The organism is Rhodococcus sp. OS5, from assembly GCF_056837585.1.
This window is the reverse complement of record NZ_CM166368.1, coordinates 1,132,832-1,145,212: the sequence shown is the minus strand read 5'-3', so window position 1 is coordinate 1,145,212 and position 12,381 is coordinate 1,132,832. Positions and strand designations below refer to the sequence as shown.

At 64.0% G+C, this 12,381-nt stretch carries 9 protein-coding genes; 3 read left to right on the top strand and 6 right to left on the bottom strand.

Annotation, left to right across the window (positions count from 1 at the left end; translation table 11 throughout):
* The 5 genes from cysK to ACVZUB_RS05240 form a co-directional block, all read right to left on the bottom strand.
* Positions 1-936, bottom strand: coding sequence for a cysteine synthase A (cysK, locus tag ACVZUB_RS05260; protein ID WP_003945916.1), 936 nt, complete (start codon positions 934-936; stop codon positions 1-3).
* 181 nt (positions 937-1,117) lie between these two features.
* A complete protein-coding gene (locus ACVZUB_RS05255) occupies positions 1,118-2,947 on the bottom strand; it encodes a phosphoenolpyruvate carboxykinase (GTP) (RefSeq protein ID WP_003945806.1) in 1,830 nt (609 codons plus the stop codon).
* Between the two features lie 277 nt (positions 2,948-3,224).
* Positions 3,225-3,563, bottom strand: a complete 339-nt coding sequence (locus tag ACVZUB_RS05250) for a DUF6802 family protein (RefSeq protein WP_063314962.1) — start codon at positions 3,561-3,563, stop codon at positions 3,225-3,227.
* Between the two features lie 134 nt (positions 3,564-3,697).
* Positions 3,698-4,849: a hypothetical protein gene (locus ACVZUB_RS05245; protein ID WP_482628205.1), complete on the bottom strand. Its 1,152-nt coding sequence runs from the start codon at positions 4,847-4,849 to the stop codon at positions 3,698-3,700.
* 181 nt (positions 4,850-5,030) lie between these two features.
* Positions 5,031-5,927 carry a hypothetical protein gene (locus ACVZUB_RS05240; RefSeq protein WP_482628204.1) on the bottom strand — a complete coding sequence of 299 codons (897 nt, stop codon included), beginning with the start codon at positions 5,925-5,927 and terminating at the stop codon, positions 5,031-5,033.
* A gap of 199 nt (positions 5,928-6,126) precedes the next feature.
* On the opposite strand from ACVZUB_RS05240, the gene trmB reads away from it, so the two are divergent.
* The 3 genes from trmB to ACVZUB_RS05225 are packed head-to-tail and all read left to right on the top strand — an operon-like array spanning position 6,127 to position 10,539.
* On the top strand, positions 6,127-6,885 hold the full coding sequence (gene trmB, locus ACVZUB_RS05235) for a tRNA (guanosine(46)-N7)-methyltransferase TrmB (protein ID WP_037132323.1): 759 nt from the start codon (positions 6,127-6,129) through the stop codon (positions 6,883-6,885).
* Positions 6,882-7,589, top strand: a complete 708-nt coding sequence (locus tag ACVZUB_RS05230) for an NYN domain-containing protein (protein ID WP_003945733.1) — start codon at positions 6,882-6,884, stop codon at positions 7,587-7,589. Before trmB ends, ACVZUB_RS05230 begins: the two co-directional genes overlap by 4 nt.
* Before the next feature lie 10 nt (positions 7,590-7,599).
* Positions 7,600-10,539: an MMPL family transporter gene (locus tag ACVZUB_RS05225; RefSeq protein ID WP_482628203.1), complete on the top strand. Its 2,940-nt coding sequence runs from the start codon at positions 7,600-7,602 to the stop codon at positions 10,537-10,539.
* On the opposite strand, the gene ACVZUB_RS05220 is transcribed toward ACVZUB_RS05225, so the two are convergent.
* Positions 10,514-12,370, bottom strand: a complete 1,857-nt coding sequence (locus ACVZUB_RS05220) for a DUF2339 domain-containing protein (protein ID WP_482628202.1) — start codon at positions 12,368-12,370, stop codon at positions 10,514-10,516. The genes ACVZUB_RS05225 and ACVZUB_RS05220 overlap by 26 nt on opposite strands.
* Between the last annotated feature and the right edge of the window lie 11 nt (positions 12,371-12,381).

Here is a 12,381-nt window from a genome sequence, read left to right as displayed (position 1 = left end):
TCAGTCCCGGATGTGTTCGAACAGCGGGGTGGAGATGTAACGCTCGCCGAAGTCGCACACGACAGCCACGATCAGCTTGCCGGCGTTTTCCGGACGCTTCGCCAACTCGAGTGCTGCCCAGACGATGGCGCCGGACGAGATGCCGCCCAGGATGCCTTCCTTGGTGCCGAGTGCGCGAGCGACCTCGATGGAATCGGGGAACGAGACGTCGATGATCTCGTCGTAGATCTCGCGATCGAGGACGTCGGGCACGAAGTTCGCGCCGATTCCCTGGATCTTGTGGGGGCCGGGCTGGCCACCGTTGAGGATCGGTGAGTCGATGGGCTCGACGCCCACGATCTTGACCTCGGGCTTGTACTTGCGAAGGGTGCGTCCGACGCCGGTGATAGTGCCGCCGGTGCCGATGCCGGACACGAAGATGTCGACGGCGCCGTCGGTGTCGGCCCAGACCTCTTCGCCCGTCGTTGCCTCGTGGATGGCCGGGTTGGCCGGGTTCGCGAACTGGCTGGCCGAGACAGCGTTCTCGGTCTGCTCGACGATTTCCTTGGCCTTGGCGACCGCACCGGCCATGCCCTCGGATCCCGGGGTCAGCACGATCTCGGCGCCGTAAGCACGCAGCATCACGCGACGCTCGGTGGACATGGTCTCGGGCATGGTCAGGATGACCTTGTAGCCGCGAGCAGCACCGACCATGGCGAGTGCGATACCCGTGTTACCGCTGGTTCCCTCGACGATGGTGCCACCGGGCTTGAGTGCACCGGACTTCTCGGCGGCGTCGATAATCGCCACGCCGATCCGGTCCTTGACGCTGTTGGCCGGGTTGTAGAACTCGAGCTTGACGGCGACCTGTGCGTCCAGGCCCTCGGTTAGACGGTTGAGCCGCACGATCGGGGTGCGCCCGACCAATTCGGTCACGTTGTTGTAGATCCCGCTCATATCTGGTCCTCCTGAGGATCGAGTGTGTCGACCCGCTCGCTGATCACTGCTTTACGGCTGAACTGCATAACGGCTGAACTGCTTAACGGCTACAGGCAAGGGCATACAGACGACCGATGCCGCATCGGTTCATCAAATTGAACCAATGCGGCATCAGGCCACTACATACGGGGGCGGTTTATCAGGCCAACCGCTGCTTCAGAGCTTCGAACTCGTCGCGAATGCCGGTCGGCAGCTTCTCGCCGACGAAGTCGAACCACTCTTCGATGAGCGGGATCTCGGCCTTCCACTCGTCGATGTTGACCGCGAGGGCCTCGGTGATGTCGGCGTCCGACACGTCCAGGCCTTCGATGTCGAGTGCCGATCCGGTGGGAACGACGCCGATCGGGGTGTCGATACCGGCAGCCTTGTGCTCGATACGCTCGACGATCCACTTCAGGACGCGAGAGTTCTCGCCGAAGCCTGGCCACAGGAAGCGTCCGTCGTCGCCGCGGCGGAACCAGTTGACGTAGAAGACCTTGGGGAGCTTGGACGCGTCGGCGGACTTGCCGAGGTCGATCCAGTGCTGGAAGTAGTCACCGACGTTGTAGCCGAGGAACGGCAGCATTGCCATCGGATCGCGGCGAACCGTACCGACCTGGCCTTCGGCTGCTGCGGTCTGCTCGGAGCCGACCGTTGCACCCATGAAGACGCCGTGCTGCCAGTCGCGAGCCTCGGTGACCAGCGGAACCGTCGTCTTGCGGCGTCCGCCGAACAGGATTGCCGAGATCGGCACGCCCTTCGGGTCGTCCCACTCGGGAGCCATGATCGGGCACTGCGACATCGGGGTGCAGTAACGCGAGTTGGGATGAGCCGCATGGGTGCCCGACTCGGGCGTCCACTCGTTGCCCTTCCAGTCGATCAGGTGCTGCGGGTCGCCTTCGAGGCCCTCCCACCAGACGTCACCGTCGTCAGTCAGAGCGACGTTGGTGAAGACCGTGTTGCCCTGGTCGATGGTACGCATGGCGTTGGGGTTCGAGGACCAGTTGGTGCCGGGAGCCACGCCGAAGAAACCGAATTCCGGGTTGACGGCGTACAGCTGTCCGTCCTCACCGAAACGCATCCAGGCGATGTCGTCACCGAGGGTCTCGGCGCGCCACCCGGGGATGGTCGGCTGGATCATCGCGAGGTTGGTCTTGCCACAAGCGGAGGGGAATGCCGCCGCGATGTAGTAGGCCTTGTCCTCGGGCGAGATGAGCTTGAGGATGAGCATGTGCTCGGCCAGCCAGCCCTCGTCGTGCGCCATTGCCGAGGCGATACGCAGCGAGTAGCACTTCTTGCCCAGGAGAGCGTTTCCGCCGTAGCCGGAACCGAAGCTCCAGATCTCACGATCCTCGGGGAAGTGGGTGATGTACTTGGTGTCGTTGCACGGCCACGCGACGTCTTCCTGGCCTTCGGCCAGCGGAGCGCCCAGCGAGTGCAGCGCCTTGACGAAGAACCCGTCGGTGCCGAGCTTGTCGAGAACCTTGCTGCCCATGCGGGTCATGACGCGCATGGAGACGACGACGTACTCGGAATCGGTGAGCTCGACGCCCAGCTTCGGGTCCTCGGCGTCGAGGGGGCCCATGCAGAACGGCACGACGTACATGGTGCGTCCACGCATGCAACCGCGGTACAGGTCACCCATGAGGGTGCGCATCTCCGCCGGGTCCATCCAGTTGTTGGTGGGACCTGCGTCGATTTCTTCCTTCGAGCAGATGTACGTACGCGATTCGACTCGCGCGACATCGGACGGATCGGAGTTGCCGAGGAAAGAGTTCGGCTTCTTCTCGTCGTTGAGGCGGGTGAAGGTTCCTGCCTCGACCAACTTCGTTGTCAGTCGGTCCCATTCTTCGTCCGAGCCGTCTGCGAAGACGACGCGATCAGGCTGGGTGAGTTCGGCAACCTCTTGCACCCATGCAAGCAGTTCCTTGTGCTGCGTGGGGGGCGTGCCGTCAGTTCCATTGAGACCGGGAATGGTCGCTGAGGTCATCAAACTCTCCTGGGGTGAGCCGGAACCGGGTTCTCGTGACACCGGATGCGAACTGCAGCGCCCCGATACCAGTCGATCCCGGTGTCCCCCTCTCGACGGGGTCCAGCCGCGTCATCCACTCACGTGGATTTCACGGACGCCGGGTGTCCTATGTATTGAGGTTAACGCTGGCTGTTCACCTGCAGGTAATCGGGTGCGGTCAGAAATGTCACAGAAACGATTCAGTTGGTGTGTTCAGGTGCCTACCCGGCGCTCAGAGCACATAAACGGAAGCTTTTCAGAGCGCTCCGGCATCGATTTTCTGCCACACGAGGGCGCCTTCGTCGTCTCGACTGCATTCCCAGGCCGAGTAGTCGCCGTCCGACTCGATCATCGTGAGGCGATCGGCGCTACCGTCGCGATCGAAATCGGACACGATCACGACAGCGTCGTCGGAGTGGACGACACGGCTGTCGACCGTTCCGTCACCGTCCAAGTCGAAGGCGTCGAAGTTCAGGTCGCCGGCATCGACCGGTCCCGACGCGGGCCCGAAGGTCTCGGGCTCGATACGCCCAGGATCGAGCGCTTCGGCTTCGTGCCCGTCGATGTGTCCGGCCGTGATCAGAAATGCTTCCATTACTCCCCCTACTGGATGGTGACCTACTGCTTCGGCAACCCCTACCGAAACCGTCCGCTCAGTATTACCAGACCCCGACGATCAGTCGTGGCCGAAATTGCCGCACTGTGGAGAACTCTGCACTCGCGAAATGATCAGTAGGCGGTGTTCAAAACGGCGAGGTCGCGCTCGCACGACGCGAGCTGACCCGATCTGGCCGCGGCGAGCTCACGAAGTTCACCGTCGATCTCCACGATTCGAGCCTGCGCCGACGCCAACTGCTCGCGACTCTCCGCCATGATCGCCGCTCCCAGATCCGCCTCGGCCTCGAGCAGCACGCTCTGCACTCGCTGCTCCCACTGAGCGCGAACCGCCGACATCGATTCGACGATCCACGACCTGGAGTGGGCACGATCGGCCGTCAGCCCGCGAGTTCGCGCCAACCACCACGCCGCGGCGCCACCCAGAATCAACGTCACGGGGATACTTGCGAACTCCAAGGCCGGAATCATTTCCAGCGGAGTCACTGCGATACGGCCGAGGCCGAGACCCGCGGACGCGCCGACAAGAATTGTCACCCGGTCCTCGTTTCCGCGCTGACGGCCCGGCAGGCCCTCCGGAATCTGCGGGGAAGGCATGTATCCGTTCGTCCCCGCAGATTCCACCGCTGCCGCCATCGCGGCGTCGAACACCCGGGTGTGGTGGTCGACCTCGTGCTGCAGTCGCGTCGGCACGCTGCCCAATTCGGCTCGCGAGGCCGTGTCGACCCAGGCACGTGCCCCGGCGACCGTCGCCCGGGTTGCCTCGGCGATTTGTTGTGACAGATCCCCGCGCGCTCGTTGCAGTCGGCTTCGCACCTGCACCAGGCGTTCGCCTCGCCGGCCGTCACGGTCTGCGAGCAGCTGCGATCGCTCTGCCCGCAGTTCGGCACCAGGAACACCGTCACGTAGATTCCGGATCTCCATCTCGATCATCCGGCGCGTCTGTGCGATGACTCCGGAATCCGAACCACCTGCTTCCCTCTCCCGTGCCGCCCGGCTCACGACCGCAACGAGTGACTGCTCCTGACCAGGCGCAATCGGGACCACCGGAGCCTGAGCAAAAGCGGTGCAGTGCGAAGCGAGAATCTCGGCATCACGCCGGCGCACCGCCTGCCAGTCTCGATAGACGTCGACGCGGGTCAGCGCCACCACCACCGGGGTTCCGCGCGCCGCAGCGTCGCCGAGGAGAAGGAGATCCTCGCGTCCGATCACACTGGCGGCGTCGACGACCAGAAGTACGACGTCGGCGTCCACCTCGCGTGTCACTGACGAACAATCATCCGAAGCATCGAACATCTGCGCGACGTCTTCCCGTCCACACCTTGGTGGACCGACAACGTAAATGCGAGTGCCCCTGCATGTTTCGGCGGCGACCTGGCGACCCGGATCGGATGCCGGATTCCATCGCTGCACCACGCGCAGCACCGAATCCGGAAGTACCGAAACGCTATTCATCGGTCACCGCCGGGGCAGAGCGATCGCCTCCGAGCTGCGCCCACCGACGCACATACCCGCGTCGAATCAGTGAGACCCTTTGTTGCGGACACTGTTCCGACTCGTCCACGAGCTCGCCCCACCACCGGCTGCACGTGCCCGCGTCGTCAGCGGTACGAGGATCGGGAGGCTCGCCTTGACGCAGGGCTCGAATTTCGGGGCTCATCATCGCCGCCGCAGCGCCGAACAACACCGCGGAGTCCGAACTCAGATACAACTCGATCTCGTCCCTGCCCGCAGCGCTGCGCGAGGCAGATCGCCTCAGCGCCGGGCCGATCTGCTCGACCCGGCCCCACCACTGCGCCTCCAGAACAGGTCCGAGAGCCGCCAACAACTCTTCGACGCCGCGCCCGGTCAGTGTCTCCACCGGAACCGTGGGCACGCCGACGTTCTCCGAGATTTCCGCCGCCCGTCCCAGCGCCTCGTCCCAGCGCGGACCGAACAAGTCAGCCTTGTTCGCAGCGACGACCACACGATCGGAAACTCGAGCAATGGCTCGGCCGTCGACGTCGCGGACCGCGTCGACCACCACGTAGACAACGCAACGACGACCCAGATCGGGGTTCGACGTTCCAGGGACATCGAATGCCCTCGACTCGGTCACCACAACCGGTGCGCCGACAACTCTGCGCGAGAACCGGTCGTCGCGCCCCAGGATCCGCGCCAACGACGACCGCCCCACCCCGGCCCGTCCGGCGACCACCAGCTCGAGCGGCGCAGTCAGCGATCCGAGCACCGAGTGAACCGCCTCGGCGGCTCCCGAATCGATCGATGTCAGCCGATATGCCAGAGCGCGCAACTGATCGATCGGCTCCACGCAGGCGTCGTCGATCGATTCTGCGGGCAACATTCGTGACCAATTACTGCATGCAAATCCTGTGTTCATCCCCACCCCACGTCCCCATCGTGTCGGTGAGATTCTGTCAGGTTCTCGGCAAGGACGGCAGGTGACACCGCCCTTTCGCCGACAGTCCGAAGTCGACGGTTTCAGGACTTTCCGTGGAAAGTCTCAACTCAAACTTCAGACCCGTCTGCGCTAAACGGGGGTCATGCGTGACAATGGGTTCGTGAACGAAGCCGATCAGCATGCACCGCAGACCCCTGACACGGGGCAGACGGACCACACCAAGGGGTCCCGTCTCCATCCGAGAGTGACCAGCTTTCGCTCTCGCCGGGGTGCGCTGACCGACGCACAGCAGCAGGCTTGGGACCGTCAGTGGCCGCTCATCGGCGCCGACGTCTCGGACACACCGCTCGACGCGAACGCCTGGTTCGGACGCGAAGCACCCCTGATCATCGAGATCGGTTCGGGTACCGGCACCGCGACGGCCGCAATGGCCAAGGCGGAACCGCACGTGAACCTGATCGCGATCGAGGTGTACCGCCCCGGGCTCGCGCAGCTTCTCCAGCAGGTCGAACGCGAAGAGATTCCCAACGTCCGCGTACTGCGCGGTGACGCGATGGACGTACTCGAGAACATGGTCGCCCCCGAGTCGCTGACGGGCGTCCGGGTGTTCTTCCCGGATCCGTGGCCCAAGGCCCGACATCACAAGCGTCGCCTCCTGCAGGGGCCGACGTTCGCGCTGATCGCCAACCGTCTCAAGCCTGGCGGAGTGCTGCACGTGGCAACCGATCACGCCGAGTACGCCGAATGGATCGAAGAAGCCGGCAATGCCGAGCCGCTGCTGACCGCACTCGACTGGGAGTCTCCGATGACCCACGAGCGTCCGGTCACCAAGTTCGAGGACAAAGCCCATAAGGTCGGAAGTGCAATCACCGAGCTTATATGGGGGAAGATCAGAGCATGAGCGTCAGCGAACAGCTATCCGACGACGTGACGTCGTCGGAATCTCCTCTCGACTTCGGTCGTGACTCCCGCCACCCCAAGCGGGTGCTTCTGGTCTGGGACGCCCCTAACCTCGACATGGGCCTCGGCGCCATCCTCGGTGGCCGGCCTACCGCCGCCTACCGGCCACGATTCGACGCTTTGGGTCGTTGGCTGCTCTCTCGCACCGCCGAACTGTCCGCACAGAACAGCGGCACGCTCGAGCCTGAAGCGACCGTCTTCACCAACATCGCGTCCGGCAGCGCCGACGTCGTTCGTCCTTGGGTCGAAGCCTTGCGTAACGTGGGTTTCGCGGTGTTCGCCAAGCCGAAGGTCGATGAAGACAGCGATGTCGATTCGGACATGCTCGAGCACATCGCGCTCCGGTACGGCGAGGGCCTCGCCGGAATCATGGTCGCGTCCGCCGACGGCCAAGCGTTCCGCGAACCTCTCGAGGACATCGCAGCAACCGGTATCCCGGTCCAGGTTCTCGGGTTCCGTGAACACGCCAGCTGGGCTGTGTCGTCCGATATCTTGGACTTCGTCGATCTCGAGGACATCCCAGGTGTCTTCCGTGAGCCTCTGCCACGGGTAAGCCTGGACACCCTGCCCGACGAGGGCGCCTGGTTGCAGCCGTTCCGACCGCTTTCTGCCCTGCTCATCGGGCGAAAAAGTGTTGCCGAGTAGGAGTTGATCAGTGTTCGCCAGCTGGGGAAGCATCGTCTATCGAGCCCGCTTCACCGTCATCGCTGTCATGGTGGCGGGGCTCCTCGGGCTCGCTGCGTACGGCCTGAGCCTGCAGGATCATCTCAGCCAGAGCGGCTGGGACGATCCGGGGTCGGAATCGGTAGAGGCTGCCAAACTCGCTGACGGCACGTTCGGACGCAGCACGACGGGTGACGTTCTGGCGCTGTACACGGCGCCGGAGGGCAAGACCGTCGACGACCCCGAGTTCCAAGCGAAGGTCATCGACAATCTGCAGCGACTCGTCGCCGACAACCCCGACCAGATCATGAAGATCAACGGCTCGTACTTCAAGGTCGACAACGGTCTCTCGGTGGCGGCCCTGGCGGACAAGACCAAGCAACACGCGGTCACCAGCATCGCGATCGCCGGAGACAACGACACCGCGGTGTCCAACAACTTCCGCGACGTCGAGTCGCAGTTCTACATCGACGGCGTCGACGTGCAACTCGCCGGCCTGCAACCTGTCGCGAATTCGCTCAACGACACGATGGCCAACGACATCAAGCGCATGGAAATGCTCGCGATTCCTGCTGTCGGTGTCCTGCTGTTCTTCGTCTTCGGTGGCGTCGTCGCTGCTGCCCTCCCGTTGATCGTCGGCGGTCTGACCGTCATCGGCGCCAACGGCATCATTCGACTGATCACCAACTTCACCGAGGTCAACGCGTTTGTTGCGCCCGTGGTCTCTCTGGTCGGCCTGGGTCTCGCGATCGACTACGGACTGTTCATCGTCAGCCGTTTCCGAGAAGAGATAGCCGAGGGGTACGACACCCCGACCGCAGTACGCCGAACGGTCATGACGGCGGGTAGAACGGTCATGTTCTCGGCGACCATGGTTGCCGTCAGCCTCGGCGGTCTGCTGTTGTTCCCGCAGGGCTTCCTCAAATCGGTGGCTTACGGCGCCATTGCTGCCGTCATGCTTGCCGCGATCTCGTCCATCACGATTCTTCCCGCGATTCTCGGCATTCTCGGCAAGCGGATCGACGCGCTGACCTTCAAGAAGCTGCGCCAGACCAAGACCAACGAGGAAATCGAGAACGGTTTCTGGGGCAAGCTCACCCGCTGGGTCATGCAGCATCCGCTCAAGGTCGCGGTCCCGATCGTCGCGGCTCTACTGCTGATGATCATTCCGCTGACGGGCATCAAGTTCGGCGGTATCAACGAGACGTACCTGCCCCCGGACAGCCCCACGCGTGTCGCGCAGGCGCAGTTCGACGAACTCTTCCCCGGCAATCGCACCGAGCCCGTTCGACTCGTCATCGAGGGAGCCGACAACACCACCCTCGGTCAGATTTCCAAGACCGCAAATGCTGCGCCGGGTCTGGTCGAGAAGTTCACCCCGGAGGTTGCGACGAAGGACGGTGTCAACGTCCTCAAGGCCGGTCTGACGGAGCGGAACGAGGCACGTCCCACCATCGACTATCTGCGGTCCGCGGACTGGCCCGAGGGCACAACTGTGCTGGTCGGCGGTACTCCGGCCATCGAGCAGGACAGCGTCGACGCATTGCTCGATCGTCTGCCGCTGATGGTCGTATCCGTCATCCTGCTGACGACCTTGCTGATGTTCTTGACGTTCGGCTCGCTCGTCCTGCCCATCAAGGCCGCATTGATGAGCGCGCTCGGACTGGGTTCGACGCTCGGAATCCTGACCTGGATCTTCATCGACGGGCACGGTTCCGGTCTCTTGAACTTCACGCCGGGACCGATCATGTCTCCCGTCCTGGTGTTGATCATCGCGATCGTCTACGGCCTGTCGACCGACTACGAAGTGTTCCTGCTCTCCCGCATGGTCGAAGCGCGAGCGCAGGGCGCGAGTACTACCGAATCCATCCGTATCGGCACGGCACATACCGGCCGGATCATCACCGCTGCCGCACTGATTCTGATCGTGGTCACCGGCGCATTCGGCCTGTCCGATCTGGTGATGATGAAATACATCTCCTACGGCATGATCTCCGCGCTGATCATCGACGCGACTCTCATCCGAATGTTCCTGGTCCCCGCGACCATGAAACTGCTCGGCGACGACTGCTGGTGGGCTCCGGCCTGGATGAAGCGGATCCAGCAGAAGATCGGGCTGGGCGAGCCGATCCTCGACAACGAGCTGGTACTCGCGAACGTCCCGCAGATCGCGCCTGTCGGTGCGATCGCCGGACCGGGGCAGCCGCGCAAGATCGAAGCGGCCTCGCGGGTCATGCCGCCGCCTGCCCCGGCTGCACAGCCGGAAAGCGGACCTCGCGTTCCCGATCCTCTCACCGAGCCCATTCCGCTCAGCGAAATGGCGATCAAGGCACCCAACACGGAGGCTCCCGCCGCGGAGAAGCCGGCACCGCGACGTCGTCTCGATATCGGGAGTGCAGCCAGCGCCCCCCAGAACCTGATCGAGGCACCTGTACCCAATCCCTCGTACCGGCCGCAACCGAATGCCAGCGACAAGCGCAGAAACCCCACGCCCGCTGCGCCGGCCGAGCGTCCCATCGAGAGTTGGTTGTCGGACCTGCGGGCCCGGGAACAGACTCCCCCGGCCTCACGTCCACTGCCGGTGGTCCGGACGCCTTCGCGGACAAACGGTTCGGCGACCAACGGTGCTGCCAGCAGCAGTTCAGGCTCCAACGGCGCGAGCCGGAACGGCTCCGCAAACCGTGCTACCAACGGCTCTGCAACAAACGGTTCAGCCCCGACCTCGGTGGAGGCGACCCCCCAGTCGCCGCCTCCACCGACCGCTCCGGAGCGTCGTAACGGGGTTTTCACGGATTCGCCTTCGCCTACCAACGAGCCCCGAGTCTCGGACGCCACCCCTGACGGCGACGACAACGCCACCGGCAGGCACCGGCCTGACGACGCAGGCGCCATCAGCGTGAGCGAGCTCATCGCTCGCCAGAAGCGAAGCTGACCTGCTCCTGCTTGGCGAAGGCTCGTGCATAACGTGTCCCGACCAGCAGGAGCAGCAAGCCGACCACCAGGAAGGCAACGCTGCGCACCAGCCCACTGAGTGTGGCCAGGTCGAAGAGGAACAGCTTTGCCACGGCCGCACAGGTGAGAGCAAGCCCGGCTCCGAGCAAGACGCGAGCGTGCTGGCGGTTGTTCAATCCGAGCACCAGCGCTGACGTGGCGGCAAGCATCCAGACGATGGTTGCAACGCTGTGCCCGGCAACGAAACCGGTTGCACTGTCGAAAATTTCGACGCCGGATGAGACGAGCGCGCACGTCACAGCGTAGAGGACACCGAACCCTGCGGCCGCCCATAGAACCGCTGCATTCGAATCGGCAATCAACTTCAGTCGGTGAATCGCCCAGACCAGCATCACCAGTGCACCTATCGCCGTCAGGCTCGAGAGTGCCGTGATCGCACCGAGTTGCATGGATGCGGCGCGAGCGGTCGTCAACGCCTCCGGCGGAACCGTCGTGAGGTATCCGATCGATCCGATTGCCGCAAAGGCGGTTCCGAGTGCGAAGACGAAGCGCGAACCCGCATACAGCGAGACTCCGAGGAAGATCATTCCGACCGTGAGGATCAGCGGTACGACCAGAGATTCAGTCGCCCCGGAGAAGCAGCAGAGCAACAATGCGAGGGCGCCGGTTGCGCCCAGTCCGAATCGCAGTTGCGTCGGCAAAGGCTTGGCCGCCGCTGCAGCCGAAAGAAGTAGTGCCGCAGCAATTCCGTACAGCACTGCGGATTCGGTGCGCCCGAGCACGGCTCCGACGCTCATCAGCGGAAGGGACGAGACGACAAAGGTAGCGGTGGACCACGCCCCTGCAATGCCGTCACGCGAGGGCGAACCCGTCCACTGCATAACCATCGCGCAGCCGGCCCCCACGATTGCAACCACGCCGGCACTGATCACCAATTGCACTGCACTGTTACCGGATTCGCCGAAGATGGACTCCGACGCTATCGCTGCGAGCAGTGCGAGAACCACCGGTACGGTGCGCGCCATGCCCAGGTACTTCCAGTCACGACCGAGCTGGGCGGAGAATGTCGCCGACTGGATCGCGAAGAGGAAACCGATGAGGGTCAACGATATTCCCGACGTCAACACGGGAGCCAGCAGCGCTGCTCCCAGAACGATCATGAGCGCCAGCGATTCGGAATGCCACTTCACGGCGAGGGCAACGCCGGCGGCGGCGATTCCGAAGGCAATCACCACCGCGAGCGGTGTCGTCACCCAACCGTAGAGAACGGAGGCTGCGACGACATCGAGATACATCCCTGCAAAACCTGTGGCAGCCAGGGCAATTGCCCCCACTTTGCCCCCTGGTCGTCCGTGGACCCGCACCCCGGCAAACACTAAGGCGCCGGAAAGGAGCGCACCGCCGAGCACCCGCAGCGGAGGTCCGAAGAATCCGGCCTGCGCTGCAAGTACCAGCAGCATCACGACGCCGATCAGTGTGACGGCAACACCGGCCGCGGCCAGGAGTCGACTGATGACACCGTCGCGTTGCCACCAGGGCTGGCGAGGTGCGGCAGCCGGATACGTCGGCGGCTGCCACGCGGGCACGCTCTGCTGAGGACGCATTGGCGGCATCTGCGGCACCTGTGGCACCGGAGCTGCGGGTGCCGGGACTACCGGCATGGGCGGGGTCGCAGTAGCCGAGGCCAGCTGAGTCTGCAGGATCGACAGGTTCTGGCCCATGTGACGCAACTGCCGGCCGATGCTGTCGCACTCGGCCGAGAGGGCGGTCACCAGTCGCGGATCGACGGCGGAAGAGCTCGGTGTGGTCATGGCTTCGAGCT

Coding starts and splice junctions, on each gene's coding strand:
- cysK (WP_003945916.1), bottom strand. CDS start 936: ATGAGCGGGATCTACAACAACGTGACCGAATTGGTCGGGCGCACCCCG.
- ACVZUB_RS05255 (WP_003945806.1), bottom strand. CDS start 2,947: ATGACCTCAGCGACCATTCCCGGTCTCAATGGAACTGACGGCACGCCC.
- ACVZUB_RS05250 (WP_063314962.1), bottom strand. CDS start 3,563: ATGGAAGCATTTCTGATCACGGCCGGACACATCGACGGGCACGAAGCC.
- ACVZUB_RS05240 (WP_482628204.1), bottom strand. CDS start 5,927: ATGTTGCCCGCAGAATCGATCGACGACGCCTGCGTGGAGCCGATCGAT.
- trmB (WP_037132323.1), top strand. CDS start 6,127: ATGCGTGACAATGGGTTCGTGAACGAAGCCGATCAGCATGCACCGCAG.
- ACVZUB_RS05230 (WP_003945733.1), top strand. CDS start 6,882: ATGAGCGTCAGCGAACAGCTATCCGACGACGTGACGTCGTCGGAATCT.
- ACVZUB_RS05220 (WP_482628202.1), bottom strand. CDS start 12,370: ATGACCACACCGAGCTCTTCCGCCGTCGATCCGCGACTGGTGACCGCC.